Origin of the sequence: Bacillus sp. FDAARGOS_1420, from assembly GCF_019344915.1 — a bacterium.
In the GTDB taxonomy this organism is placed as follows: Bacteria; Bacillota; Bacilli; order Bacillales; family Bacillaceae_G; genus Bacillus_A; species Bacillus_A mycoides.
The window spans coordinates 3,572,071-3,597,894 of sequence record NZ_JAHWJB010000002.1 but is presented as its reverse complement, the minus strand read 5'-3'; the positions used below and the strand labels follow the sequence as shown (position 1 = coordinate 3,597,894).

The 25,824-nt window shown below is 36.9% G+C and carries 26 protein-coding genes and 4 other annotated features (1 of these 30 only partly in view); of the genes, 20 read left to right on the top strand and 6 right to left on the bottom strand.

Annotated elements, in window-relative coordinates; all coding sequences use genetic code 11:
- The first annotated feature begins 4 nt into the window (after window positions 1-4).
- From mutM to I6L50_RS28610, 15 genes are all read left to right on the top strand, one after another.
- The gene (mutM, locus tag I6L50_RS28680; protein WP_113935713.1) at window positions 5-835 is read left to right on the top strand and encodes a DNA-formamidopyrimidine glycosylase; all 831 of its coding nucleotides are present in this window, start codon (window positions 5-7) and stop codon (window positions 833-835) included.
- A gap of 72 nt (window positions 836-907) precedes the next feature.
- Window positions 908-1,540 (top strand): sporulation membrane protein YtaF, encoded by a 633-nt coding sequence (gene ytaF, locus I6L50_RS28675; RefSeq protein ID WP_002190849.1) that lies wholly within the window; start codon window positions 908-910, stop codon window positions 1,538-1,540.
- A 53-nt stretch (window positions 1,541-1,593) separates the two neighbouring features.
- A complete protein-coding gene (gene coaE, locus I6L50_RS28670) occupies window positions 1,594-2,196 on the top strand; it encodes a dephospho-CoA kinase (RefSeq protein ID WP_002088924.1) in 603 nt (200 codons plus the stop codon).
- Window positions 2,197-2,305: 109 nt separating this feature from the next.
- Window positions 2,306-3,334: a glyceraldehyde-3-phosphate dehydrogenase gene (locus I6L50_RS28665; RefSeq protein WP_002088923.1), complete on the top strand. Its 1,029-nt coding sequence runs from the start codon at window positions 2,306-2,308 to the stop codon at window positions 3,332-3,334.
- A 388-nt stretch (window positions 3,335-3,722) separates the two neighbouring features.
- The gene (speD, locus tag I6L50_RS28660) at window positions 3,723-4,106 is read left to right on the top strand and encodes an adenosylmethionine decarboxylase (RefSeq protein WP_002003660.1); all 384 of its coding nucleotides are present in this window, start codon (window positions 3,723-3,725) and stop codon (window positions 4,104-4,106) included.
- Window positions 4,107-4,302: 196 nt separating this feature from the next.
- The gene (gene nrdR, locus I6L50_RS28655) at window positions 4,303-4,764 is read left to right on the top strand and encodes a transcriptional regulator NrdR (protein WP_001203686.1); all 462 of its coding nucleotides are present in this window, start codon (window positions 4,303-4,305) and stop codon (window positions 4,762-4,764) included.
- Between the two features lie 145 nt (window positions 4,765-4,909).
- On the top strand, window positions 4,910-6,316 hold the full coding sequence (locus tag I6L50_RS28650; protein ID WP_113935711.1) for a replication initiation and membrane attachment family protein: 1,407 nt from the start codon (window positions 4,910-4,912) through the stop codon (window positions 6,314-6,316).
- Window positions 6,317-6,349: 33 nt separating this feature from the next.
- The gene (gene dnaI, locus I6L50_RS28645; protein ID WP_002015473.1) at window positions 6,350-7,288 is read left to right on the top strand and encodes a primosomal protein DnaI; all 939 of its coding nucleotides are present in this window, start codon (window positions 6,350-6,352) and stop codon (window positions 7,286-7,288) included.
- Window positions 7,289-7,677: 389 nt separating this feature from the next.
- On the top strand, window positions 7,678-8,559 hold the full coding sequence (gene ytxC, locus I6L50_RS28640) for a putative sporulation protein YtxC (RefSeq protein ID WP_219303644.1): 882 nt from the start codon (window positions 7,678-7,680) through the stop codon (window positions 8,557-8,559).
- Between the two features lie 31 nt (window positions 8,560-8,590).
- Window positions 8,591-8,818 (top strand) — a binding site (T-box leader).
- 48 nt (window positions 8,819-8,866) lie between these two features.
- Window positions 8,867-10,804: a threonine--tRNA ligase gene (gene thrS / locus I6L50_RS28635; protein WP_002034275.1), complete on the top strand. Its 1,938-nt coding sequence runs from the start codon at window positions 8,867-8,869 to the stop codon at window positions 10,802-10,804.
- A gap of 206 nt (window positions 10,805-11,010) precedes the next feature.
- Window positions 11,011-11,131 (top strand) — a sequence feature (ribosomal protein L20 leader region).
- Between the two features lie 63 nt (window positions 11,132-11,194).
- The gene (gene infC, locus I6L50_RS28630) at window positions 11,195-11,698 is read left to right on the top strand and encodes a translation initiation factor IF-3 (RefSeq protein WP_002015470.1); all 504 of its coding nucleotides are present in this window, start codon (window positions 11,195-11,197) and stop codon (window positions 11,696-11,698) included.
- Window positions 11,699-11,719: 21 nt separating this feature from the next.
- Entirely contained in the window at window positions 11,720-11,920 is a 201-nt protein-coding gene (rpmI, locus tag I6L50_RS28625; protein WP_001125945.1) for a 50S ribosomal protein L35, read from the top strand.
- Window positions 11,921-11,958: 38 nt separating this feature from the next.
- On the top strand, window positions 11,959-12,315 hold the full coding sequence (rplT, locus tag I6L50_RS28620) for a 50S ribosomal protein L20 (RefSeq protein WP_001138364.1): 357 nt from the start codon (window positions 11,959-11,961) through the stop codon (window positions 12,313-12,315).
- 670 nt (window positions 12,316-12,985) lie between these two features.
- Window positions 12,986-13,477 carry a dUTP diphosphatase gene (locus tag I6L50_RS28615; RefSeq protein WP_002015469.1) on the top strand — a complete coding sequence of 164 codons (492 nt, stop codon included), beginning with the start codon at window positions 12,986-12,988 and terminating at the stop codon, window positions 13,475-13,477.
- 69 nt (window positions 13,478-13,546) lie between these two features.
- A complete protein-coding gene (locus I6L50_RS28610; RefSeq protein WP_002088917.1) occupies window positions 13,547-14,632 on the top strand; it encodes a M42 family metallopeptidase in 1,086 nt (361 codons plus the stop codon).
- 41 nt (window positions 14,633-14,673) lie between these two features.
- Here the strand turns inward: I6L50_RS28610 and I6L50_RS28605 are convergent, their stop codons facing one another.
- Complete coding sequence (locus I6L50_RS28605; RefSeq protein WP_016092410.1) at window positions 14,674-15,291, bottom strand: TetR/AcrR family transcriptional regulator; 618 nt, start codon at window positions 15,289-15,291, stop codon at window positions 14,674-14,676.
- Between the two features lie 296 nt (window positions 15,292-15,587).
- Here I6L50_RS28605 and I6L50_RS28600 point away from each other — a divergent pair, with 296 nt between their 5' ends.
- Together I6L50_RS28600 and I6L50_RS28595 are read left to right on the top strand one after the other, a co-directional pair.
- Window positions 15,588-16,241 (top strand): HlyD family secretion protein, encoded by a 654-nt coding sequence (locus I6L50_RS28600; RefSeq protein WP_002088916.1) that lies wholly within the window; start codon window positions 15,588-15,590, stop codon window positions 16,239-16,241.
- Between the two features lie 12 nt (window positions 16,242-16,253).
- Complete coding sequence (locus tag I6L50_RS28595; RefSeq protein WP_002088915.1) at window positions 16,254-18,047, top strand: DHA2 family efflux MFS transporter permease subunit; 1,794 nt, start codon at window positions 16,254-16,256, stop codon at window positions 18,045-18,047.
- Between the two features lie 21 nt (window positions 18,048-18,068).
- Here I6L50_RS28595 and I6L50_RS28590 read toward each other — a convergent pair whose 3' ends face one another.
- The 5 genes from I6L50_RS28590 to sspI all read right to left on the bottom strand — a co-directional run bounded on the left by I6L50_RS28590 (window position 18,069) and on the right by sspI (window position 20,761).
- Window positions 18,069-18,383, bottom strand: coding sequence for an ammonia permease (locus tag I6L50_RS28590; RefSeq protein ID WP_374108431.1), 315 nt, complete (start codon window positions 18,381-18,383; stop codon window positions 18,069-18,071).
- A gap of 66 nt (window positions 18,384-18,449) precedes the next feature.
- Window positions 18,450-18,821, bottom strand: coding sequence for a hypothetical protein (locus I6L50_RS28585; protein WP_002165001.1), 372 nt, complete (start codon window positions 18,819-18,821; stop codon window positions 18,450-18,452).
- 142 nt (window positions 18,822-18,963) lie between these two features.
- Window positions 18,964-19,677 carry a CPBP family intramembrane glutamic endopeptidase gene (locus tag I6L50_RS28580; protein WP_219303640.1) on the bottom strand — a complete coding sequence of 238 codons (714 nt, stop codon included), beginning with the start codon at window positions 19,675-19,677 and terminating at the stop codon, window positions 18,964-18,966.
- 139 nt (window positions 19,678-19,816) lie between these two features.
- The gene (locus I6L50_RS28575; protein WP_002143328.1) at window positions 19,817-20,374 is read right to left on the bottom strand and encodes an HD domain-containing protein; all 558 of its coding nucleotides are present in this window, start codon (window positions 20,372-20,374) and stop codon (window positions 19,817-19,819) included.
- A gap of 177 nt (window positions 20,375-20,551) precedes the next feature.
- Window positions 20,552-20,761, bottom strand: a complete 210-nt coding sequence (gene sspI / locus I6L50_RS28570; protein WP_000009511.1) for a small acid-soluble spore protein SspI — start codon at window positions 20,759-20,761, stop codon at window positions 20,552-20,554.
- Between the two features lie 82 nt (window positions 20,762-20,843).
- Here sspI and I6L50_RS28565 point away from each other — a divergent pair, with 82 nt between their 5' ends.
- From I6L50_RS28565 to pheT, 3 genes are all read left to right on the top strand, one after another.
- Entirely contained in the window at window positions 20,844-21,641 is a 798-nt protein-coding gene (locus I6L50_RS28565; RefSeq protein ID WP_002015458.1) for a TrmH family RNA methyltransferase, read from the top strand.
- A 92-nt stretch (window positions 21,642-21,733) separates the two neighbouring features.
- Window positions 21,734-21,962, top strand: a binding site (T-box leader).
- A 43-nt stretch (window positions 21,963-22,005) separates the two neighbouring features.
- Window positions 22,006-23,040, top strand: a complete 1,035-nt coding sequence (gene pheS / locus I6L50_RS28560) for a phenylalanine--tRNA ligase subunit alpha (protein ID WP_002015457.1) — start codon at window positions 22,006-22,008, stop codon at window positions 23,038-23,040.
- A gap of 18 nt (window positions 23,041-23,058) precedes the next feature.
- Window positions 23,059-25,479: a phenylalanine--tRNA ligase subunit beta gene (gene pheT / locus I6L50_RS28555; RefSeq protein ID WP_219303638.1), complete on the top strand. Its 2,421-nt coding sequence runs from the start codon at window positions 23,059-23,061 to the stop codon at window positions 25,477-25,479.
- Window positions 25,480-25,673: 194 nt separating this feature from the next.
- Window positions 25,674-25,824, top strand: a binding site (T-box leader) (it continues 101 nt past the right edge of the window).

The window sequence follows — 25,824 nt, the reverse complement described above, 5'->3', positions numbered from 1 at the left end:
TGAAATGCCGGAATTACCAGAGGTTGAAAACGTTAGACGGACGCTTGAAAATCTTGTAACAGGAAAAACGATTGAAGATGTCGTTATTACTTATCCCAAAATAGTAAAACGACCGGATGATGCAGAAATTTTTAAAGAAATGCTAAGAGGCGAGACAATTGAAAATATAAAGCGAAGAGGAAAGTTTTTGCTTTTATATGTAACGAATTATGTCATTGTTTCACATTTGCGCATGGAAGGTAAGTTTTTACTTCATCAAGAGGATGAGCCGATTGATAAACATACGCACGTCCGTTTCTTATTTACAGATGGAACTGAATTACATTATAAAGATGTGAGAAAATTTGGTACGATGCATCTCTTTAAGAAAGGTGAAGAGTTGAATCAAATGCCTCTTGCTGACTTAGGCCCGGAGCCATTTGATGCTGAATTAACACCGCAGTATTTACAAGAAAGATTGCAAAAAACAAATCGAAAAATAAAAGTCGTATTATTAGATCAGCGTCTTTTAGTAGGGCTTGGAAATATATATGTAGATGAAGTGTTATTCCGTTCTCAAATTCACCCAGAACGAGAAGCTGCATCTTTAACAGAAGAAGAAATAGAAAGAATTTACGAGGCGATTGTTACAACGCTGGGCGAAGCTGTTAAGCGAGGCGGAAGTACAATTAGAACGTATATTAATTCACAAGGACAAATTGGTTCGTTCCAGGAACTTCTAAATGTATATGGGAAAAAAGGAGAACCGTGTGTGACTTGCGGTACGCTATTAGAAAAAACAGTTGTTGGCGGAAGGGGAACACATTACTGCCCAATTTGCCAACCTAGAACATAGAAAAGGGATAACATCGGATAGGCATTTGTCATATACATAGAGCAGAGCTATGTATAAGGGAGGAGCTTACCGATGTACCTTTATTTATCTCTTATTTTATTAGCTTTTACATTAAGCTTAGATAGCTGTAGTGTAGGGCTAACATACGGGTTAAGGAGCGTAAGAATTCCACTAAGATCAATTATAATTATCGGGATCTGTTCAGCAGCTGTAATGCTCGTTTCCATGGGAATTGGACATATGATTGCGAAAATATTTTCACCTGTTATCGCAACGCGTATCGGCGGATTTGTTCTTATTGGAATAGGTATTTGGGTATTATATCAATTTTTTCGAAGTGATAAAAAAGAAGAACCGAAGCAAGAGGAGAAGGTTTGGAAACTAGAAATTGCTTCGCTAGGGTTAGTGATTCAAATTTTGCGGAAGCCGACTGTTGCGGATTTTGATAAATCAGGAACTATCTCTGCAGGAGAAGCGCTACTTCTCGGTATCGCTCTTTCTATAGATTCGTTTGGTGCTGGAATTGGTGCATCTTTATTAGGTTATGCACCCGCGATGATGGCGGCATTAGTCGCGGTTATGAGTTCTTTATTTTTATTTATTGGAATGAAGCTCGGTACGATTTTATCAAATATGAAATGGTTACAAAAATTCACATTCCTGCCTGGGGTATTACTCATTATTATTGGAATTTGGAAAATGTAAGTATGGGCGTGGAACATTAGTTTCGCGCCTTTAATATTGTGAGGAGGATTATTATGACAGTAGTAATTGGATTAACAGGAGGCATTGCAAGCGGAAAAAGTACGGTATCAGAAATGTTTCGTGAAATGAGTATACCGGTTATTGATGCAGATATTATTGCGCGAGAAGTTGTAGAACGAGGAAAACCGGCATATAACAAAATTGTAGAGGTGTTCGGAACGGAAGTGTTACAAAAAGATGGAGAGCTTGATCGACCAAAGCTTGGGAGTGTCGTTTTTTATAATGAAGAAAAACGATTGCAGTTAAACGAAATTGTTCATCCTGCAGTGCGTGAAGAAATGAATGCACAAAAGGAGATGTACATAAAAGAAGGTATGCAAGCGGTTGTGTTAGATATCCCTCTTTTGTTTGAAAGTAAATTAACAAATCTCGTTGATCGTGTTTTAGTTGTAGCAGTCACACCGAATACGCAATTGGAACGTTTAATGAAACGAAATAACTTTTCAGAAGAAGAAGCAACGGCTCGTATTCAATCTCAAATGCCATTAGAAGAAAAAGTAAAGAAGGCAGATGAGGTGATTTATAATGATGGCACAATTACTGGAACGAAAACACAATTAGCTTCTATTTTGAAAGAATGGAACATTATTGATTAAAAAATTGTGAAATTAATGAAAATGCTTAGTGACATATCTCCTTTTTGTGTTATACTATTATTGGGATTGGAGATAAATAGTATAACGCATTCAAGGGGGATAACATATTATGACTCGTGTGGCAATTAATGGATTTGGACGTATCGGGAGAATGGTATTTCGTCAAGCAATAAAAGAAAGCGCATTCAAAATTGTAGCAATCAATGCAAGCTATCCATCAGAAACGTTAGCGCATTTAATTAAATATGATACAGTTCATGGAAAGTTTGACGGAACAGTGGAAGCATTTGAAGATCACTTACTAGTTGATGGGAAAATGATTCGCCTTTTAAACAACCGCGATCCAAAGGAGTTGCCTTGGAAAGATCTAGGTGTTGAAGTTGTAATTGAAGCAACTGGTAAATTTAACTCGAAAGAAAAAGCAATTCTTCATGTTGAAGCTGGAGCGAAAAAAGTTATTTTAACAGCACCTGGTAAAAATGAAGATGTAACAATCGTAGTTGGTGTGAACGAAGACCAATTAGATATTACAAAACATACTGTTATTTCAAATGCATCTTGTACAACAAACTGTTTAGCGCCTGTTGTAAAGGTGTTAGATGAGCAGTTCGGAATTGAAAACGGTTTAATGACAACTGTTCACGCTTATACAAATGACCAAAAAAATATTGATAACCCACATAAAGATTTAAGAAGAGCGCGTGCTTGCGGACAGTCTATCATTCCAACAACGACGGGTGCTGCAAAAGCGCTAGCAAAAGTTCTTCCACACTTAAACGGAAAACTTCATGGTATGGCACTTCGTGTACCAACACCAAACGTGTCTCTTGTTGATTTAGTAGTAGACGTAAAACGTGATGTAACAGTTGAAGATATTAATGAAGCATTCAAAACTGTTGCAAACGGTGCGTTAAAAGGAATTGTAGAATTCAGCGAAGAGCCTTTAGTGTCTATCGACTTTAATACAAATACACACTCAGCTATTATTGATGGTTTATCTACAATAGTAATGGGTGATCGTAAAGTGAAAGTGCTTGCTTGGTATGATAACGAGTGGGGCTACTCTCGTCGTGTTGTAGATCTTGTAACGTTAGTTGTTGATGAATTAGCAAAACAAGAAAATGTGCAACATATTTAAGTGAAATAGAGAGAGGGCAAGTAAATATTTGCCCTCTTTTTTTATTTTTTTCTGAAAAGGGAAAAAATTATATGAATATATTTTCAAATAGTGGACATACCACGAAACGTTGGGATTACTGTATTCGTGAATCATTAATTTTTTTTAGGGAAAAGTAAAGAGGAAAATATGACAGAAAATCGAAAAAACTGTTGTTGCAAAATGAAAATAAACAAAGTATACTAACACTCGTAAACTTAAGAGCTGAGGTACGTAGTCACTACTTAAAGGGTTAGGACCTCTCTGGACTAACTTTCCCCCGTGGTAGTGGAGCAAGCCAAATTGCAAATTAGTTTTCAATTCGAACAGTTAGAATAAATTTACAAGGGGGAACTGTAGAATGGATACTATGGATACGATGGGTCGTCACGTGATTGCTGAACTTTGGGATTGCGATTTCGACAAGCTTAATGACATGCCGTATATTGAACAATTATTTGTGGATGCAGCACTAAGAGCTGGTGCTGAAGTACGTGAGGTTGCTTTTCATAAATTTGCACCACAAGGTGTAAGTGGAGTAGTAATTATCTCGGAATCACATTTAACAATTCATAGCTTTCCGGAGCACGGTTACGCAAGTATTGATGTTTATACTTGTGGGGATCGTATTGATCCAAATGTTGCTGCAGAATATATTGCAGAAGGTTTAAACGCGAAAACGCGTGAGAGCATCGAGCTTCCTCGAGGCACTGGTAGCTTCGAAATTAAGCAGAGAGAAACAAAAGCTCTTTAAAAAAGAACATAATTGATTTAAAATGTAAAGAGGTGTATAATGCACCTCTTTTTTAGTTTATATAAAATAGGATCATGATATGTAATAACTTAGAGTGGTCATTATAGAAGAATGAGTTATATAATATTGTATATATATTTTCACATGTAGGTGAGTAGCGAAAGAATAAAGATTATAGTGTAAAGGAGTGAATGAATTGCGTTGTCCATCCTGTTTTCATAATGGAACAAGAGTGTTAGATTCGCGTCCGGTAGACGAGGGGCGCTCTATTCGAAGAAGAAGAGAGTGTGAAAGTTGTTTAAGTCGCTTTACGACCTTTGAAAGAGTAGAAGAATCACCTCTTATCGTTGTTAAAAAAGAAGGAACACGAGAAGAGTTTAATAAAGAGAAAATTTTACGCGGTTTAATTAAAGCGTGTGAAAAAAGACCTGTATCTTTAAGGCAGTTAGAGGAAGTAACACAAAGTGTGGAGCGTGAACTTCGTAACTTAGGTATATCAGAAGTGAAAAGTGATATGATTGGTGAAATTGTTATGGAAGAACTTCGTGATATTGATGATGTTGCTTACGTACGTTTTGCTTCTGTGTATCGTCAATTTAAAGATTTAAATGTATTTATTGAAGAATTAAAAGATATACTGCAAAAAGAGAGAGAGTAGAAGAAATCTCTTTATATACTGTAAGTAAACGAGATAAGAGAGCTAGAAGCGGAAGCTAATAGCTCTTTTTCGCTAATAAATTATATAATAAAGATAGAACGAGTGAAATGTAGGTTAGATTGGATGAGAGAAAGGAAAAGCAAGAATGGAAAAACAGTCATGGATGGAGCTATTGCCGATTGATCGTTATAAAGTAAGTGCGAAAGGGTTGTTACATAATTACGACCGGAAAGTATTAACGATGTTGTATCAGCCGTTAATAGGTAGTAGAGCTTTTAGCTTATACATGACACTATGGGGAGAGTTAGAGCAAGATCGTGTGTTTGGAAAAGAGAATACACATCACTCCCTTATGGTGACTATGCAAATGCAACTTCCTGAAATATATGGGGAACGAGTAAAGTTAGAAGCGATTGGTCTTTTAAATGTATATATTAAGAAAGAAAAAGATATTCGAATGTTTATATATGAATTGCAACCACCTTTATCTCCGAAGCAGTTTTTTGATGATATTGTTTTAAGTATCTTTTTATATAATCGCTTGAGTCGGACAAAATACAACCAAGTAAAGCAATATTTCTTAGAAGAAGAATTCGATTTTGGTTCTTATGAAAATGTTACGCGCTCCTTCAACGATATATTTGATTCGTTTAACCCAGGTCAGTTTGAATATGCGCAAGAAGAACTGCGTATCCCGAAAACGACAATTATGCCAAGTAACGAGAATGGGGATGCTCCGAAAGTTTGGAACGACTTCTTTGATTTCTCTTTATTTGTAGACGGACTATCAGCGCTTGTTCCTAAAAAGGCGATTACAGATCAAGTGAGAGAATGTGTTATTACACTCGCTTATGTGTACGGTGTGGATGTGTTATCGATGCAAAATATCGTTCTTGGCGCAGTGACAGAAGTGCAAACAATTGATATCGAAAGGCTTCGGAAGGGAGCACGCGATTGGTATCAATTCGAAAATGGTCAAGCGTTACCTGTATTAAGTGAAAGAGTGCAACCTCATGCTGCTCGTACAATGAAAGAGAAAGAGCCATCTACGCAAGAAGAGATGCTAATGAAGCAGTTAGAGGAAATCTCGCCAAAACAACTATTGAAAGAGATTTCAGGCGGTGCAGAGGCGACGAAAGCGGACTTGCAAATCGTTGAGGATGTAATGATAAATCAAAAGTTAACGCCAGGGGTTGTGAATGTACTTATTTATTACGTTATGCTACGCTCAGATATGAAGCTTGCTAAAACGTATGTCGAGAAGATTGCTGGACATTGGGCTCGAAAAAAGGTCGGTACAGTAGGCGAGGCGATGGCGCTAGCAAAAGAAGAGAATCGTCAATATCAAGAGTGGGCTGAGACGAAGAAAAAAGGTCGTACAGCGAAGAAAACAGTGCGAAAAGAAATGGTACCAGATTGGCTTAAGGAAGAGTCGAAAGAAGAAGAGAAAGAACCTGTAAAAAATGACGTAAGTGCGAAAAAAGATGCAAGTACGTTAGAAGATGAACGGAAACGATTAGAAGAAGTATTGAAAAAATATAAGCGTGATTAATAAAAGAAAATGAACGCTCTTTGAGGTGAGAAAATGGAGCATATTCAAAATTCATTTACGAAATTAATGGAAAATAAAAACTTTAAAAATAGATATGAAGTCTTAAAGGCAGAAGTGATGGCGCACCCTCGTGTGAAAGAATTTATAGACGAACATAAAGGTGAAGTAACGACTTCTATGATTGAACGAAGTCTTGTGAAGTTATATGAATATATTGGACAAAGTGTAGGGTGTGCGGATTGTCCAGATTTAGGGTCATGTAAAAATATGCTACAAGGATATGAGCCGAAGCTCGTCATTCAAGGTAAGATGATTGATATTCAATACGATCGTTGTATTAGAAAAGTAGCATATGATGAGAGAAAAAAATATGAAAAACTCGTTCAAAGTGTATATATGCCAGTTGACATTTTGCAGGCAACTATGGAAAATTTAGACCCTTCAGATTTAGATGCACGTATTGATGCAATAGGTGCAACGAATGAATTTTTAAACACATACGAACCAGGTAAAAAAGCACAAGGTTTATATTTGTACGGTAAATTTGGTGTGGGGAAAACGTATCTTTTAGGGGCAATTGCAAATGAGCTTGCGCGAAAGAAAATTAGTTCGATGCTCGTATACTTCCCTGAATTTTTACGTGAAATCAAAAGTTCGATTCAAGATAATTCGATTAGCGGAAAGATTGATGCTGTCAAACGTGTACAAGTATTAATGTTAGATGATATCGGGGCAGAAGCGATGTCAAGTTTTGTACGTGATGATGTACTCGGTGCAATCTTGCAATTCCGTATGTTGGAAAACTTACCGACGTTCTTTACATCTAATTTTGATTTCAAACAGTTGGAACATCATTTAACGTATACACAGCGCGGTGAAGCAGAAGAGATGAAAGCGGCCCGTATTATGGAACGAATTAAATATTTAGCGAAGCCAATCCCAATTGGCGGGAAAAATCGTCGTAATAAGTAAAGAGCGAGCTGAGAAGCTTGCTCTTTTTTATCCCGCTATTGGCGGGCAGTAAGACTCCCACCTCAAAATTCGGCTGTAAAGCAAAGAAGTTAGGTGGGAGTCCTGCTGCCCGTAAAAGCCCGATTGGTGCGGGCTAATAATCAGTGGAGGATGGACAAAACCTCCACTGATTAAAGCTTCACTTTATTTTAATCATTTTTTCAGAGTAGCTTGTATCATTTTTTTCTCCGTCCCTTAATATATATAAAATTAGCAAGCCATATCGAGTGGATGTTCTAACGATGGGAGATAGGTTTCTACTAAGAGTGAACTTCCATAGATCGGACTCTTATAGGATTTGTAACGTATAGATGCAATCCTTTAGAGCGGGGATAAAAGGGGGGACAAAAGTGATTGAAATTTGCTTCGAAGAAAAAAATGATGCTGTGTACGTATACAGACAACTAACGAAAAGAACAGAATCCTTATATAAGGAAACAAGTGTATATTTAAACGAACAAAAGGTTGTTATTCATATACCATTATGTGAATCAAATTATATTGAAAAGATTTTATTGCCAGTATTACTATATTTCATTATGAATGTGAAACAAAATGAATGGATTCATACCATTTTAAAGGAAAAGTTTTTTTATGAAGAACAAGAAGAGTGTCATCAAATATTGCATATGGCACATGAGATTTTAAAGGAAAGAAGAAAAGGAGTAGCTAGTGATTTAACACGTCAAAAATTTGAATCTTATATTGCGTCGTCTTTGAATGAATGGCTTTGTGATCCGCTCTCATTCTCGTTTTCATCATACGTTCGTTTTCGTCTTCGTACATATAGGGAAATGGTAACTAAGCTTGCTGAAGTTGCAATTGATGAGTATAAGATGGAGCAGGAATACCAAATATTCATTGAGACACTTCGCCAACAAGTAAGTAGCCGGAAATCACGTTTGTCCTGTGTACATCTTATTTTTGATGAAAGTTTTATTTTCTATGATGATAAAGGTAGGCGTTTAAAACAGGAGAAATTGGTTCAATATATAGATGAAGAATTATTAAAGAAACAGGATGTATATATCGATACGAAAGTAATTGCACCACTTCTTTCTATTTCGCCGAAAAAGATTTATTTATATACGAAAGAACAAGATCATAACATGATTGTTACTTTGCGAAATGTATTTCAAGAACGGGTCCAATTACATGGTTTGCATGAGTTTGAGCGCAATGTGAAAAATTTAAAAAATAAAGGTAACGCCCTTGATTTTCTAAGTTTTTGAGCATATAATTACCTACATAAATGAAATATATTGAAATGTCATGATGAGGACATGAGTAGTTATCTACGATTTTCAGAGAGGGAAGCCTTAGGGTGCGAGCTTCCTAGTACGGGATTATTACTTACCACCTCTAAACTTTAGCAGTGAACGTTTTTCTAGTAATTGCTAACGGACAACACCGTTATGTTGAACTTGAGCAATTAACAATAAGGTTAATTGGAACAAGGGTGGAACCACGAATTCAACACTCGTCCCTTTTTATGGGATGAGTGTTTTTTATTTTGAAAAAAAAGAGGAGTGACCAGTGATGGCAGATGTAGTTAAAATTACTTTCCCTGATGGAGCTGTGAAGGAGTTTCCAAAAGGAGTAACAACTGAAGAAATCGCAGCTTCTATTAGCCCAGGCTTAAAGAAAAAAGCTGTGGCTGGAAAATTAAACGATGAGATGATTGATCTTGTTACACCAATCGAAGAAGATGGTGCAGTTTCTATTATTACATTAGATTCTGAAGATGGCTTATATATTTTACGCCACTCAACAGCTCACCTTTTAGCACAAGCGTTAAAACGTTTATATAAAGATGTTAAGCTTGAGCTTGGCATTGGTCCAGTAATCGAAAATGGCTTCTACTACGATATTGATATGGAAGAAGCAATTACAGTTGAGGACTTCAAGAAAATCGAAAAAGAAATGCAAAAAATCGTGAACGAAAACTTAGAAATCGTTCGTCATGAAGTACCACGTGCAGAAGCACTTCGTCGCTTTGAAGAAATCGGCGATGAGTTAAAATTAGATTTAATTAACGATCTTCCAGAAGATGCAGTTATTTCAATCTATGAGCAAGGCGAATTCTTCGACCTTTGCCGTGGTGTTCACCTTCCATCTACAGGGAAGATTAAAGTGTTTAAATTATTAAGTGTTGCTGGTGCTTACTGGCGCGGCGATAGCAATAATAAAATGTTACAACGTATTTACGGTACTGGATTCGTTAAGAAAGCAGAATTAGATGAGCACTTACGTATGCTTGAAGAAGCGAAAGAGCGCGATCACCGTAAATTAGGTAAAGAGTTAAAACTATTTACTAATAGCCAAAAAGTAGGACAAGGTTTACCACTTTGGTTACCAAAAGGTGCAACAATTCGCCGTATTATCGAGCGTTACATCGTTGATAAAGAAGCAAGCTTAGGCTATGATCACGTATACACTCCAGTATTAGGAAGTAGAGAACTTTATGAAACTTCTGGTCACTGGAACCATTACCGTGATGGCATGTTCCCATCAATGGAAATGGATAATGAAGAGTTAGTTCTTCGTCCAATGAACTGCCCTCACCATATGATGGTTTATAAAAACGATATTCACAGCTACCGTGAATTACCAATCCGTATTGCGGAACTTGGAACAATGCACCGCTATGAAATGTCTGGAGCATTATCTGGATTACAACGTGTACGCGGAATGACTTTAAATGATGCGCACATTTTCGTTCGTCCAGATCAAATTAAAGAAGAATTAAAACGTGTTGTAAACTTAACGTTAGAAGTGTACAAAGATTTCGGTTTAGAAAACTATTCATTCCGTCTATCTTATCGTGACCCAGCAGATACTAAAAAGTATTATGCTGATGATGAGATGTGGGAAAAAGCACAAGGTATGTTAAAAGAAGCTATGGATGAAATGGGTCTTGATTACTATGAAGCTGAAGGTGAAGCGGCATTCTATGGTCCGAAACTTGACGTTCAAGTTCGTACTGCTCTTGGAAAAGACGAAACACTTTCAACTGTACAATTAGACTTCTTACTTCCAGAACGCTTTGAATTAACTTACGTTGGTGAAGACGGTAAACAACATCGTCCAGTTGTAATTCACCGTGGTGTTGTATCAACTATGGAACGTTTCGTAGCCTTCTTAATTGAAGAATACAAAGGCGCATTCCCAACTTGGTTAGCTCCAGTTCAGGCGCAAGTAATTCCAGTTTCTCCGCAAGTACATTTAGACTATGCGAAGAAAGTACAAGATGAATTACGACGTGCTGGTATCCGTGTTGAATTAGACACTCGTGAAGAGAAAATTGGTTACAAAATCCGTGAAGCACAAATGCAAAAGATTCCGTACATGCTTGTAGTAGGTGACAATGAAGTTACTGAAAATGGCGTTAACGTACGTAAATATGGCGAGCAAAAATCAGAAACAATCGCATTAGATGCGTTTGTTGACATGATTAAGGTAGAAGGAAAACGATAAGAAAGAGCCGCGGTATACCGCGGCTTTTTTATGTATAATAAAAAAGAAAATCTAGAAAAAATAACCAAACAATACTTATCATAAAAAAGTATTGCAAGTATGCTGGTTGTTTGTTACAATATTTCTTGTTGTTAGTAAAACATATTGCGTCTTCTTGACAGACGTCATGTCCTATGATAAACTCATCAAGGATAATAGAATATGGTTTTGACAAGTAGAAGCACCCGCTTCTCACCTGATGGACGCATTCGCAGTTAGCAGGTAAATGTATTTCTTACTAGAGATATTACAAGTGTGGGTGCCGTGTGCCCGCACTTTTTTTGTTCGGGTTCTACAATTGCAAAACGTATTCTAAGAAAACCTTGGAGGTGGCTTACTATTAGCAAGGATATGATGATTAACGAGCAAATTCGTGCACGTGAAGTACGCTTAGTTGGCGCAAACGGCGATCAACTTGGAATCAAGTCTCGTAATGACGCTTTAGACTTAGCTGCAGGTCTTAATCTTGATTTAGTATTGGTTGCTCCAAATGCGAAACCACCAGTATGCCGCATTATGGACTACGGTAAATTCCGCTTTGAGCAACAGAAGAAAGAAAAAGAACAGCGCAAAAATCAAAAAGTAATTAGCATGAAAGAAGTTCGTTTAAGTCCAACAATTGATGAACATGACTTTAACACAAAACTTCGTAATGCTGTCAAGTTTTTAGAGAAAGGCGACAAGGTTAAAGCGTCAATTCGCTTTAAAGGACGTGCCATTACTCATAAAGAAATCGGTCAACGTGTTTTAGATCGCTTCTCAGAAGCTTGTGCTGAAGTTAGTACAATTGAATCTAAGCCTAAAATGGAAGGACGTAGTATGTTCTTAGTTTTAGCACCGAAAAACGATAAGTAATAGATAGAGGAGGAAATACCTATGCCTAAACAAAAAACTCATCGCGGCGCTGCAAAGCGTTTCAAAAAGACTGGATCTGGTAAACTGAAGCGTTCTCACGCTTACACAAGCCATTTATTCGCTAACAAATCTACAAAAGCTAAACGTAAACTACGTAAAGCTGGTGTAGTTAGCGCTGGTGACTTCAAACGCATTCGTCAAATGCTTGACAACTTAAAATAAGTTCGGCTGATATATAGAACAAACTAGGAGGTAATATTATGCCAAGAGTAAAAGGTGGTACAGTTACTCGTCAACGTCGTAAAAAAGTTATAAAATTAGCAAAAGGTTACTACGGTTCTAAGAGTACATTATTTAAGGTTGCTAACCAACAGGTTATGAAATCTCTAATGTATGCATTCCGTGACCGTCGTCAAAAGAAACGTGACTTCCGTAAATTATGGATTACACGTATCAACGCAGCAGCTCGTATGAATGGTCTTTCTTACAGCCGCTTAATGCACGGTTTAAAAAATGCTGGCATCGAAGTTAACCGCAAGATGCTTGCTGACTTAGCTGTTCATGACGAAAAAGCTTTCGCTGAATTAGCAACAGTTGCAAAAAACAACATTAACTAATTGTTTAAAACCTTAGAAGATTTTCTTCTAAGGTTTTTTTATTTGCATTTATTGTAAAATCCTCCACTTATTATCGTTATTTCTTGCTCAAGTATATTAAGATGTGCTTGTAAGAACTTTTGTAACGATAACGAGGAGGCTTTTACATGAAAGTAGGAAAGATTAACGGATGTGTCGTTATCGATATGACAAAATCAATATAAAAGCTATAGCGATATAAAAGAATGTATATATAAAGTCAGGAGAATCCTCCTGACTTTTTTTATCCCTCTATTTGCGGGCAGTAAAACTCCCACCTCAAAATTCAGCTGGAGCAAAGAAGTTAGGTGGGAGCCGGGCTGCCCGTAAAAGCCCGATTGGTGAAGGCTAATAATAAGTGGGGATGAACAAAACCCCCCCACTTATTAAAGTTTCACTTTATTTGAACTCATTCGTGAGAAGTGCATCTTTCCTAGCAGAAACGACACTGCTATAATGGAAAGATGATATGGAACTTTCATCAAGTGAACAATATATGAGTGATGATTGAAACGTATTTGCAAATTAAGGACAAACTATCTTTATAAAGATGTAGGTAGCTGACTTGTTAATAAGAAACGAAAAATAATAATGAACTTTGAGATGAAACAACATTGTTGCGGAAAATGCGATGTTGGAGGAGGACAATAGAATGGACTTACTACAACTATTTAAATTACAAAAAGAATTAGATGACCGTATTGTGAAAGAACATGACTTACAACCGAAGAAATTGTTAAAAGAAAAAATGTTAGCTCTTCTTGTAGAAATTGGAGAACTTGCAAATGAAACACGTTGTTTTAAATATTGGAGCAATAAACCAGCTTCAGAACGTGAAGTAATATTAGAAGAATACGTAGATGGTTTGCATTTTATTTTATCAATCGGAATCGATTTAGGAATTGATAAAAATTTCTTATTCTATAAATGTGCGCAAACGAATAAAACACAAGTAGAAATTTTCTTAGACACATATGCGAAAGTAATTCGTTTTACAGATCAGCCTTCTATTACGAACTATATTGAACTATTTACAAGCTATCTTCGCCTTGGACAAGCGCTTGAATTTGAACAAGATGAAATTGAAAAAGCATATTTAGATAAAAATGAAGTAAATCATCAGCGTCAAACACAAGGATACTAATTTAATTTTTGAATATTTCAATTTCCTTTTGTATAATAAAGTGACTGAAGAAAAAGGAGGGTGTTGGCAATGATAAAATTAGACGAGACATTGACAATGCTAAAAGAATTAACAGACGCACGCGGTATTGCGGGTAACGAGCGCGAACCACGTGAAGTAATGAAGAAATATATTGAGCCGTTTGCAGATGAACTTTCTACTGACAATTTAGGAAGTTTAGTTGCGAAAAAAGTTGGGGAAGAAAACGGCCCGAAAATTATGGTTGCAGGTCATTTAGATGAAGTTGGCTTTATGATTACGCAAATTGATGACAAAGGCTTCCTTCGTTTCCAAACGGTGGGTGGCTGGTGGTCGCAAGTTATGCTTGCACAGCGCGTAACGATTGTAACGCGTAAAGGAGATGTAACAGGTGTAATTGGTTCAAAACCACCGCACATTTTACCTCCAGAAGCTCGTAAAAAGCCAGTTGAAATTAAAGACATGTTCATCGATATTGGTGCTTCTAGCCAAGAAGAAGCGATGGAGTGGGGCATACGACCAGGAGATCAAGTTGTACCGTACTTCGAATTCCAAGTGATGAAGAATGAAAAGATGTTACTTGCAAAAGCATGGGATAACCGAATTGGTTGTGCAATTGCAATTGACGTATTAAAACAATTAAAAGATGAAAAGCATCCAAACGTTGTATACGGCGTTGGTACTGTACAAGAAGAAGTTGGTCTTCGTGGTGCGAAAACATCTGCAAACTATATTAAGCCCGATATCGCATTCGCTGTAGATGTTGGTATTGCTGGGGATACACCAGGTGTAACGGCAAAAGAAGCGCAAAGTAAAATGGGCGATGGACCGCAGATCATTTTATATGATGCTTCTGTTATTGGTCATACAGGTTTACGTGATTTCGTAGTTGATGTTGCTGATGAATTACAAATTCCATACCAATATGACTCTGTAGCGGGCGGGGGAACGGATGCAGGAGCAATTCACATTTCTGTAAACGGTATTCCGTCTATGGCAATTACGATTGCGACACGCTACATTCATTCTCATGCAGCGATGTTACATCGTGATGATTATGAAAACGCAGTGAAGTTAATTGTGGAAGTTATTAAACGTCTTGATAAAGAGGCTGTACATAACATTACATTTAATTAATAGAAAAAAGCGAAGGATAATTTCCTTCGCTTTTTCCATTTTTAAAACGGTCGTTCTAATCCTGCTGCAGTATGGGCTCCTAAAATAATTAAGCGAGTTAATTGCATTGCCATGAAATGCGGGGTATAAATCATGCCTCTTTTTAACCATGACATAATCATTCCGATATGAGCCCCTGTAACATAACTAATAAGAATGTCACGAGGAACCATGAGTTCTTCATCATCAGGTTGTGAAATAGATAAGCTTAATGTTAAATGTGTTTGGACTGTTTTCATCATTTTATAAGAGTAGTTTCCAGCGGCTTTATCACCAAGCATAACGTTATAGAAGTTCACATTTTCTGCTATATGTTCAAACAAAGCTAAAAAGGTTGGATGCGGTGAATCAAAAGTGAGCTGAAAATCTTCTTTATTTCGATTTTGTGGTTTAATGACTTCAGCTAATTTTTCTAACATTTCTTCTATGCTTTTGTCTAATAAATCATATTTATCATGGTAATGGCTATAAAATGTAGCGCGATTTACAGGAGCACGTTCCGCGATATGTTGCACAGTTACATTTTCGAAGCCCTTTTCGCCTACTAAAGCGACAAAAGCATCCTGTATGAGTTGTCTCGTTCGTTTTACACGTGGATCATTTGTATTTTTAATAGACATTTTTACTTCACCTCGTTTAATTTTTTGAATTTAAACAACACATGTATAGTGTAATGTTGTTTAAACAACATATAAGTTTAAATTGTTGGTTGTAGATTCGGGATAATTATTTATAATTATAAACGATAGTCCTTTAGAAATCAGCACCGCTAGGATGCAGACAAAACATAGTTTGCATCGTAAAAGGTGTGCTTTTTTTGTTTAAAGGTTAATATAATTAACAATTAAACAATATAAACACTAAGGGTGTAAATAGTTTAGAAAAAAATTATATGCGATATAAGGAGAGGAATGCAATGAATCAGTTTCGAAGAATGGTAATTATCAACATTATCACATTAATTGTATTAGTTGGCGGCGGTATTGGCGGTTATTACTATTACAATCAATCGGAAAACTATTTAAAAACAGAAAATGCAAAGATTGATGGGAAAGTAATCCCAATTGCATCACCAGTAGCAGGTAAATTAACAGACTGGAAAGCTGAAGTAGGAAAAAACTACAATGAGAACGATAAATTAGGTGCGGTTACTGTAGCAGGAGCAAATGGTGAGCAAACAGTAGATGTAACAATTCCACAAAATGCAACAGTTGTACAATCAAACGCAACAACTAATGCGTTCGTTGGAGCAGGAAGCCCAATTGCTTACGCATTTGATATGAACAATTTATGGGTAACAGCAAATATTGAAGAAACAAATATTGATGATGTTCAAAAAGGCCAAACAGTAGATGTGTATGTAGATGCATACCCAGATACAACGTTAACAGGAAAAGTAGAACAAGTTGGATTAACAACGGCGAATACATTCTCGATGTTACCATCAAGTAACTCAACAGCGAACTATACGAAAGTAAAGCAAGTTGTACCAGTTAAAATTTCTTTAGATCATAGTAAATCAGTAAATATTGTTCCTGGAATGAATGTGTCAGTTCGTATTCATAAGTAAGGGGGAGATGAGATGTCCTCAATTGCAATTGTAGGATATGCACTATTTTGTATAATCGTCTTCTTCCTTATAAATCGTCTTTTACGAAAGAAAAAAACGAATGTGGGAGAAGAACAAGTCCCAGCCGTAAGTAAGATAGAAGTAAGTCAAGCAGAAACAGTAGAGAAAGAACTTGAACAAAAACAAGAAACAGAAGCTTCTAACGTAGTGGAATTAGAAACAGGGAAGCAAGAGCAAGTAAAACAGGAAAAAGAAATGCTGAAGAGACAATTGCCGGTAGAGAATGTGAATGTAAAAGCAGTTGTAGCTGTATTAATTCTCGGTATGTTCGTTTCTATTTTAAACCAAACGATCATTAATGTTGCACTGCCTCCATTAATGAACGAATTTAACGTATCAACTTCAACAGCACAATGGTTAATTACAGGCTTCATGCTTGTAAACGGAATTTTAGTACCAATCAGTGCATTTTTAGTTTCACGGTTTACGTATCGTAAATTATTCATAGCAGCAATGTTATTCTTCACTGTAGGATCTATCATTTGTGCTACATCAGGAAACTTCACAATGATGATGACGGGCCGCGTTATTCAAGCGGTTGGTGCAGGTATTTTAATGCCAGTTGGTATGAATATCTTCATGACATTATTCCCGCCTAATAAACGCGGAGCAGCTATGGGACTACTTGGGGTAGCGATGATTTTAGCACCAGCTATCGGACCAACTGTAACAGGTTGGGTAATTGAAAACTATAGCTGGAACTTAATGTTCTATGGGATGTTTGTTATCGGTTTAATTATTACGTTCTTATCTTTAAAATTCTTTACACTAGCTCAGCCAGTGTCTAAAACAAAGTTAGATGTATTCGGTGTTATTAGTTCAAGTATTGGACTAGGTAGCTTACTGTACGGATTTAGTGAAGCTGGAAATAATGGCTGGACTAGTGCAGAAGTTGTTATAACACTTATCATCGGTGTCATTGGTTTAGCTGTATTTATTTGGAGAGAGTTAACAACAGACAATAAAATGCTCGATTTACAAGTATTTAAATATCCGACGTTCACTTTCACATTAGTAATTAACGCGATTGTAACGATGGCCTTATTCGGAGGTATGTTATTACTTCCAGTATACTTGCAAAACATTCGCGGTTTTACACCGATGGAATCTGGTTTATTATTACTTCCAGGATCATTAATTATGGGGATCATGGGACCAGTTGCAGGTAAACTATTTGATAAGTATGGTATTCGTCCGTTAGCAATTGTCGGATTAGCCATTACAACATTTGCGACATATAAATTTACAACGTTATCGATGGATACACCGTATAGCGTTATTATGACGGATTATATTATACGCTCAATTGGTATGTCATTCATTATGATGCCAATTATGACAGCTGGTATGAATGCACTGCCGATGAAATTAATTTCTCACGGTACAGCAACGCAAAATACGTCAAGACAAGTAGCTGGTTCAATTGGAACAGCGATATTAATCACGCTTATGACGCAACAAACTACTGCTCACGTAGCGGATTACGGCAATATGTTAACAACGTCAAACCCGATTTTAGTTGATAAAGTACACGGTATGGGCCAAAGCTTAGCGGCATTAGCCGGATCAGCTCAAGCAGGAGATGCGATGAGTACACAACTATTATTCGGACAAATTTCAAAGCTATCTGCAATTAACGGTATTAACGATGCCTTCTTAATTGCAACTATACTCGCAGGTATTGCTTGGGTGTTATCGTTCTTCTTACCATCAGGCAATAAACCAAATAGAAAAGCAGGGAATTAATTTCCCTGCTTTTTTGTCTTTTTAAAGAGTGAGATATAAAAAATGATAACCAGCTACGGAGCACAGCCCTGTTATAAACAAAATTGTCCCCATAGAACGAATACTCGATATTTGCCCTCCGCTTATAATAGCTAATAGTCCAGCTAAAGAGAAGAAACACCAATATAAAGTTCCTGAAATTGGAAGCATCCCCTCTGAATCTATTCCAAAACCTATACAAATGATAGGAACAACGATAAGCGATATGCTAATTAAACCAGCTATAACGATAAATGATTTTCGATATTTCATTCCGGCAGCAATTAAAAAAATGCCAACGATGAATTCGCATAACATCAAAGTAAGAGCCAAAACCATCCAAGTTAATATTCAAAACACTTCTGTATTACCTCCGATAAAATATTATATATAGAATGAATCCCCTACAGACATAAGTACCCAGAAAATAACCCCTAATATGCCAGCGATAAAAATAATGAATCCCATATTACGTATACTTTTAATCTTTGCCTGTAATCCATTTAATCCTGCCAATAATCCAGTTAAAGAAAACAGTATCCAATATAAAGTAGTTGAAATAGGGAGGATCGTATCGCTATTCACCCCCATGCCCCAAAAAACAAAAGGTAGTGTGACAAAAGATAGGCTAAGTAGCCCCATTAAACCCACAAATAATTTAAGGTGTTTAATGCTAGTAATAATTAAAAAAATACCGCCGAAAAATCCGCATAAAACAAGAAGTGGCATATAAAAAATCCAAAGTAAGCTCGACATAAATAATCTCCTTCTATGGTGATGAGTTATATTTTACTACATGAGGTTTATTTTGGATGTTATTAATAAATATGTATAAATTGATAGAAATGAGAAGTGATGATACGAATTAATAAAAGAGGTATCGCGATGACACCTCTTTCTAACTCAAGAATGCTAACATATTATTCATAATATGAAATAACATAGCTGGAATAATGGAATTTGTTTTTTTACATAAAATAGCCATTAATAATCCCATGAAGAAAGTAATTACCATTACTCCAAGTGAGTATGTATGAGCGATACCGAAGAAGAAGCTTGTTAAAATGGCTGCAATCCAAAATGGAAAGCGTTCTGAGAAGAAGCGAAGTATAAAACCACGGAAAATAAGTTCTTCAAAAATTGGTGTGAGTATAGCGAAGCCGAGAAGTAATAATATTTGATACTGCTTAAAAACGTCTAAGTTTAGTGCGGAAGATTGCTGCTTCGTTGCGTCTTGGAACACATAATTTAACAAGATGTAATTGAGTATAATGTTTATAGCGAAGAAAAGAAGTAAGTATACGTATGTACGCCATTCTTTAAGTACTTTAAAGTTAAAAGATTTTAGTAGTAATTTTTTTGCGGGTTCGAATTTAAAAATGAAGAATAACAACACGGCTAGTTGTAATACGATACTTGCAGTATTTGCAATAGATTCATACAGGACAATTTGTTTTTTATCTGTAAGACCGGCTGTATAAATTGTTAAGGGCATTGCGAGGAACACAGTAATAAGTCCGGTTCCGAAAAAAGCGAATAAAACGGAGCTAATAAATTGTCCCCATGACATAGAGTATTTCTGTTCATTAGAAAGTTGTGCAGCGGGTTGCATTTGTAAAATCACCTCTTTATATTTGTATATTTAATTATAAAGTATTTTGCTTTTGAGTGTAACATTTAAATATTACATACAAAGGTGTATTTTTCGCAAAATAATAAAAGAGGTATCACCCTATAGTGATGCCTCTTTCTCATTGATAACTATGTTCTGCCTTGTCATTCAATTTCTTTTGCTCTATTTGTAATTCACGCTCTACCAATCGGTCTAATTGCTGAATAGCTTTAAGTGCTTTTTCGTAAGAAATCGTTCTATAATGGTGCGCTCCACCCGGTTCTTCATCTGCTTCGTCTGCCCATTTAATAATGTTTTGAAGAGATGTTCTTTCAATTTCTTGCTGTACTAAGAAAGAATCTGTATGAAGAAGAATCGCAATAGAAATTTCTTTTGCTAGTTTAGGATGTTCTCCTAATCTAATAAGCAATTTATGAGATCTTTCTGCCCCTTTAATCGCATGTATATCATTCTTTTTATACAAGTCATAGTCCCATTCGCCGCCTGTGTACCACGTATGATGTCCGATATCATGAAGGAAGCCAGCCTTTGTCGCAGCATCGACTGAGGCGTGATGCTTTTTGGCTAGGTGAAACGCATGATAAGCGACAGCAATCGCGTGGACCATTCCAGAACGGTTTACATATTTTTGTGTAATGTGATGTTTAAAAACTTGTTCAAGCGTAATACGTTGCATAAAACATTCACTCCTTTTATCCAATGATGTATATGAAGAAAATCGATCGGTTTAAATGTATTTTGAACATTGTACTCCATCAATCAGCGTTAGTAAAGTAGAAATGTTTAGGAGAAGAAAAATTTTATAGACATAAAACGTCACCTTAGTTTTTTTTCTAAGGTGACGTTTTATTGTTTATTTTTTTAATCCCTGCTCCAGTGTTCCTAACATTTCGTGTTTTTCATTTTCATCAGCATTTTTCCAAATGACTTCGAATAAAACGCCAAGACCTGGAAGCATTTTTTCTTCACCGCTTTGAATTGCATCGACAATCGTTTCTTGTAATTGATCTTGTGAATTTCCAGATACATTCGCTAATACCGCGCCGCGTAAATTAAAACTCATTATCTTCACCTCTTCTTCAGAATTGAAACTGACGTTAGTTTTTGTTCTTTTTTATGTAAATATGTATGAAAAATAGGCTATAATGATAAGACAAGAAGAGAGGGAAATACATATTATGAAAAACATTGATTCAGTACAAAACCCGCGTGTGAAGCAGTGGAAAAAGCTGCAGACGAAAAAAGAGCGCGATAACAAAGCTTTATTTTTTGTAGAAGGATTCCATTTAGTAGAGGAAGCGTTAAAGGCAGGAGTTGTAACAGAACTTATCGTTTCAGATCAGACAGATCTTCCGAAAGATTGGACAGTTAATGATGTTGAAATGTATATTGTGCCTGAAGCAATTGTAAAAGTACTTCGCGAAACAGAAACAACGCAAGGTGTATTTGCTGTTTGTGAGAAACATGAAAAAGAAGTAGCTCTTACTGATGGGAAATTTCTTTTATTAGACGGCCTTCAAGACCCAGGTAATTTGGGAACGATTATTCGTACAGCGGATGCAGCGGGTATTCATGCCGTTGTGCTTGGAGAAGGGTGCGTTGATGTTTATAATAGTAAAGTACTACGATCTACACAAGGTTCTATTTTCCACTTACCGGTTGTGAAAGGGAACTTAGAAGAATGGGTAGACAAGTTAAAAGAAAATAACGTCCCTGTATATGGAACAGCTCTTGAAAATGGAGTTCCATTTGGTGAAGTAACCCCGGCTGGAAGTTTTGCATTAATTGTAGGGAATGAAGGAAGCGGCGTACGCCAAGAAATTCTTGCGAAAAGTGATCAAAACTTGTATATTCCGATTTACGGCGGGGCAGAATCATTAAATGTTGCGGTTGCAGCAGGGATTTTAACGTATTATTTACAAAGCCCAGTTGCGAATCGATAAAAAACTTCTTATAATAAGTTGAAGTGCATGTTCATAAAAAAGTGGTGAAATGAGTATCGAACTTTTTTGAACATATAATAAAAGTATATTAATGAAAAACGTTGATAGAGAAGAGTAGCTTACAAAATCGCCATATAGGGAGAGAGTGCCGTAGACTGAAAGCATTCTTATGGTAGATGGAAGTGAATTCACCTCTGGAGTTGGCGCCAGGACCATTTATATGTAAAGGCGTTCCGGTCAGAATTGATCGTTATAACTAATGAGTGGGCAGACTTGTTCTGTCAATTTAGGGTGGTACCGCGAATTTACCTCGTCCCTTTTTGGGAGCGGGGTTTTTTTATTTTTAAAATTAGGAGGGTTCCAAATGGAAGCACGTTTAAAAGAGCTAAAGCAAAAAGCGTTAGAGCTTATTGAAGAAGCGAAAGAGCTAAAGGGCTTAAACGACGTACGCGTAGCGTATTTAGGGAAAAAGGGTCCAATTACAGAAGTATTACGCGGCATGGGAAAATTATCAGCAGAAGAGCGTCCACGTATGGGAGCATTAGTAAATGAAGTACGTGAAGCGATTCAAACGCGTCTAGAAGACAAAATTGGTAACTTAGAAAAAGCAGTAATTGAGGCGAAATTAGCTACTGAAACAATTGATGTTACACTGCCAGGTCGTCCTGTTGAAACAGGTTGTCACCATCCGTTAACAGCAGTTGTTGAACAAATTGAAGATGTATTCATCGGTATGGGTTATGAAGTAGCTGAAGGAACAGAAGTAGAAAAAGACTACTACAACTTCGAAGCATTAAACTTACCGAAAGATCACCCAGCGCGTGATATGCAAGATACATTCTACATTACAGAAGAAACGTTACTACGTACACATACATCTTCTGTGCAAGCACGTACGATGGAAAAGAATAAAGAAAAAGGACCGATTAAAATTATTTGTCCTGGTAAAGTGTATCGCCGCGATGACGATGATGCAACGCATTCACACCAATTCATGCAAATTGAAGGTCTTGTAATTGATAAAAACATTCGCATGAGTGACTTAAAAGGTACACTGCAAGTATTCGTGAAAAAGATGTTCGGTGAAGATCGTGAAATCCGTCTTCGTCCAAGTTTCTTCCCATTCACAGAGCCGTCTGTAGAGATGGATATTTCTTGTATGATGTGTCACGGTAAAGGTTGTGGCACTTGTAAAGGGACTGGCTGGATCGAAATTTTAGGAGCAGGTATGGTTCACCCGAACGTACTTGAAATGGCTGGTTATGATTCAAAAGAATATCAAGGTTTCGCATTCGGTATGGGCGCAGAGCGTATCGCAATGTTGAAATACGGCGTAGATGACATTCGTCATTTCTATACAAATGATGTACGTTTCTTACAGCAGTTCAAACGAGCGTAAGGGAAGGAGAGGATAAATATGTTCGTATCATATCGTTGGTTACAAGAGTATGTAGATATTAAAGATGTAACAGCACAAGAACTAGCAGACAAAATCACGAAAAGTGGTATTGAAGTAGAAGGTGTTGAAGTATTAAATAAAGGTGTAAAAGGTGTTGTAGTTGGTCACGTATTAGAATGTGAAAAACACCCAGAAGCTGATAAATTAAGCAAATGCTTAATCGATATCGGTGAAGAAGAGCCGGTTCAAATTATTTGTGGAGCTGCTAATATTGCAAAAGGTTTAAAAGTACCAGTTGCAAAAGTTGGCGCTGTACTTCCTGGTAACTTCAAAATTAAAAAAGCAAAACTACGCGGGGAAGCTTCTCACGGTATGGTTTGTGCTCTTCAAGAGCTTGGTATCGATGGGAAATTCGTTGCGAAAGAATATGCAGACGGTATCTTCATCTTCCCAAGTGATGCTGAAGTTGGTGCAGATGCACTTGAAATTTTAAATTTACATGATGAAGTACTTGAGCTTGGTTTAACACCAAACCGTGCAGATTGCTTAAACATGTTAGGTGTTGCATATGAAGTAGCAGCTATTTACGGCCGTGAAGTAAAGCTTCCAGCTATCGACTTACAAGAAACAGCAGAAAAAACTTCTGATTACATTTCTGTAGGTGTAGAAGCGAAAGAAGAAAACCCATTATATATTGCAAAAATGGTGAAGAACGTAAAGATTGGTCCATCACCAATGTGGATGCAAACTCGTCTTATGGCAGCTGGCATTCGTCCAATTAGTAATGTAGTTGATATTACAAACTACATTTTAATGGAATACGGTCAACCGTTACATGCATTCGATTACGATAAATTAGGTTCAAAAGAAATCGTTGTTCGTCTTGCAAAAGAAGGCGAAAAGATTCAAACATTAGATGCTCAAGAACGTACGTTACAAAGCCACCACCTTGTTATTACAAACGGTGAAAAAGCGTTAGCTGTTGCTGGTGTAATGGGCGGAGCGGATTCTGAAGTTGATAGCGAGACAGTAAACGTTCTAATTGAGTCTGCATACTTTGCAGGTCAAACAGTGCGTCGTACATCAAAAGACTTAGGTCTTCGTAGCGAATCAAGTGCACGTTTTGAAAAAGGAATCGACCCAACACGTACATTTGAAGCAATTCAACATGCAGCTGCTTTAATGGCAAAATACGCTGGTGGAGAAGCACTTGAAGGTGTAGTAGAAGCTGATAACTTACAAGTACAAGAACGTACAGTATCTGTTACAGCTGAAAAAGTAAACCGTGTATTAGGTACAGATATTTCTGCGAGTGAAATGGGTACAATGTTCACAAACTTAAAATTCCCATTCACAGAAGTAGAAGGAACATTCCATGTAAATGTACCAGCACGTCGTCCTGACATTACAATTTCAGAAGACTTAGTAGAAGAAGTAGGTCGTCTGTATGGTTATGATCACATTCCAGTTACATTACCATCTGGAACAATGACACGTGGTAAATTAACATCAGCACAAACGAAACGTCGTAAAGTACGCCGCTTCCTAGAAGGTGCTGGTTTATATGAAGCAATCACATATTCATTAACAAGCGCTGACAAAGCGAAACAATATATGGTTGAGCCGAACGAAAAAGCTCCTGTCAATCTTGCGCTTCCAATGAGCGAAGAGCGTAGCCAACTTCGTTTAAGCTTAGTGCCACAATTGTTAGAAGCAGTTTCATACAATGTTGCACGTAAAAACGACAGCGTTGCATTATATGAAGTAGGTTCTATCTTCTTACCAACAGAAGCAGGAGAACTTCCGAAAGAAGAACAACATCTTGCAGGTGTTATGACAGGTCTTGCTCTTCACCATGCATGGCAAGGTGAGAAGAAAGTTGTAGACTTCTTCGTTGTTAAAGGTGTATTAGAAGGATTATTCGACGTACTTGGCGTGGCAAATCAAATCACTTATGCACCAGCAAAACGTGAAGGCATGCACCCAGGCCGTACAGCTGACATCGTATTAGATGGTGAAGCAATCGGATTCATCGGTCAATTGCACCCGGAAACAGAAAAACAATTAGATGTGAAAAATACATTCGTATTCGAATTATCTCTTGCAAAAGTATTCGGTGCAGACGCTGAGGAAACTTACTACTTAGCAATTCCACGTTTCCCATCTATGACACGTGATATGGCTGTTGTAGTAACAACAGAAACAAAAGCTGGTGAAATGAAGCAAGTCATTGCTGAAGCTGGCGGAGAACTTCTGAAAGACGTAGCACTATTCGACTTATACGAAGGTGAAAAAATGGAAGAAGGCAAGAAATCACTTGCATTCTCTATGAACTACTTCGATGCAGAACGTACATTAACAGACGAAGAAGTAACAGAAGCACATAACCGTGTATTAACAGCGGTAGAAGAGAAATTTGGTGCGGAGTTACGTAAGTAATAAAAAATTGCCGGATTAAGTCCGGCAATTTTTTTTATGGCACGATTGTCGGAAAATGTCGGTAAGTCGATATATTATAAAAATCGCTGATATATTTGGAGTTACGGTCGATATATTGCGAAAATCGCTGATATATTTTCTGGCATCTTGCATCTTTCTCTCGAATGTAGTACATTAATTTTAGTTTAACAAAACGAAAGACGATGATAAGGAAAAGTAGTATATACTATAATCCAAAGCGAGTCAGGGACGGTGAGAGCCTGATGAGGCGGTATATGTGAAGAACACCTTGGAGTTGCTAACCGAAATTGAAACTTGTATTCAAGAGTAGACTTAGACGGGAAT

Bases quoted from the DNA above. Each gene is read 5' to 3' on its own strand.
- I6L50_RS28595 (WP_002088915.1), top strand. From the start codon at position 16,254: ATGTCCTCAATTGCAATTGTAGGATATGCACTATTTTGTATAATCGTC.
- I6L50_RS28590 (WP_374108431.1), bottom strand. From the start codon at position 18,383: ATGTTATGCGAATTCATCGTTGGCATTTTTTTAATTGCTGCCGGAATG.
- I6L50_RS28610 (WP_002088917.1), top strand. From the start codon at position 13,547: ATGATAAAATTAGACGAGACATTGACAATGCTAAAAGAATTAACAGAC.
- speD (WP_002003660.1), top strand. From the start codon at position 3,723: ATGGATACGATGGGTCGTCACGTGATTGCTGAACTTTGGGATTGCGAT.
- mutM (WP_113935713.1), top strand. From the start codon at position 5: ATGCCGGAATTACCAGAGGTTGAAAACGTTAGACGGACGCTTGAAAAT.
- sspI (WP_000009511.1), bottom strand. From the start codon at position 20,761: ATGAGTTTTAATTTACGCGGCGCGGTATTAGCGAATGTATCTGGAAAT.
- I6L50_RS28600 (WP_002088916.1), top strand. From the start codon at position 15,588: ATGAATCAGTTTCGAAGAATGGTAATTATCAACATTATCACATTAATT.
- infC (WP_002015470.1), top strand. From the start codon at position 11,195: ATGATGATTAACGAGCAAATTCGTGCACGTGAAGTACGCTTAGTTGGC.
- thrS (WP_002034275.1), top strand. From the start codon at position 8,867: ATGGCAGATGTAGTTAAAATTACTTTCCCTGATGGAGCTGTGAAGGAG.
- I6L50_RS28650 (WP_113935711.1), top strand. From the start codon at position 4,910: ATGGAAAAACAGTCATGGATGGAGCTATTGCCGATTGATCGTTATAAA.
- dnaI (WP_002015473.1), top strand. From the start codon at position 6,350: ATGGAGCATATTCAAAATTCATTTACGAAATTAATGGAAAATAAAAAC.
- ytaF (WP_002190849.1), top strand. From the start codon at position 908: ATGTACCTTTATTTATCTCTTATTTTATTAGCTTTTACATTAAGCTTA.
- pheS (WP_002015457.1), top strand. From the start codon at position 22,006: ATGGAAGCACGTTTAAAAGAGCTAAAGCAAAAAGCGTTAGAGCTTATT.
- I6L50_RS28585 (WP_002165001.1), bottom strand. From the start codon at position 18,821: ATGTCGAGCTTACTTTGGATTTTTTATATGCCACTTCTTGTTTTATGC.
- I6L50_RS28575 (WP_002143328.1), bottom strand. From the start codon at position 20,374: ATGCAACGTATTACGCTTGAACAAGTTTTTAAACATCACATTACACAA.
- pheT (WP_219303638.1), top strand. From the start codon at position 23,059: ATGTTCGTATCATATCGTTGGTTACAAGAGTATGTAGATATTAAAGAT.
- I6L50_RS28565 (WP_002015458.1), top strand. From the start codon at position 20,844: ATGATAAGACAAGAAGAGAGGGAAATACATATTATGAAAAACATTGAT.
- I6L50_RS28665 (WP_002088923.1), top strand. From the start codon at position 2,306: ATGACTCGTGTGGCAATTAATGGATTTGGACGTATCGGGAGAATGGTA.
- rpmI (WP_001125945.1), top strand. From the start codon at position 11,720: ATGCCTAAACAAAAAACTCATCGCGGCGCTGCAAAGCGTTTCAAAAAG.
- coaE (WP_002088924.1), top strand. From the start codon at position 1,594: ATGACAGTAGTAATTGGATTAACAGGAGGCATTGCAAGCGGAAAAAGT.
- I6L50_RS28605 (WP_016092410.1), bottom strand. From the start codon at position 15,291: ATGTCTATTAAAAATACAAATGATCCACGTGTAAAACGAACGAGACAA.
- I6L50_RS28580 (WP_219303640.1), bottom strand. From the start codon at position 19,677: ATGCAACCCGCTGCACAACTTTCTAATGAACAGAAATACTCTATGTCA.
- rplT (WP_001138364.1), top strand. From the start codon at position 11,959: ATGCCAAGAGTAAAAGGTGGTACAGTTACTCGTCAACGTCGTAAAAAA.
- I6L50_RS28615 (WP_002015469.1), top strand. From the start codon at position 12,986: ATGGACTTACTACAACTATTTAAATTACAAAAAGAATTAGATGACCGT.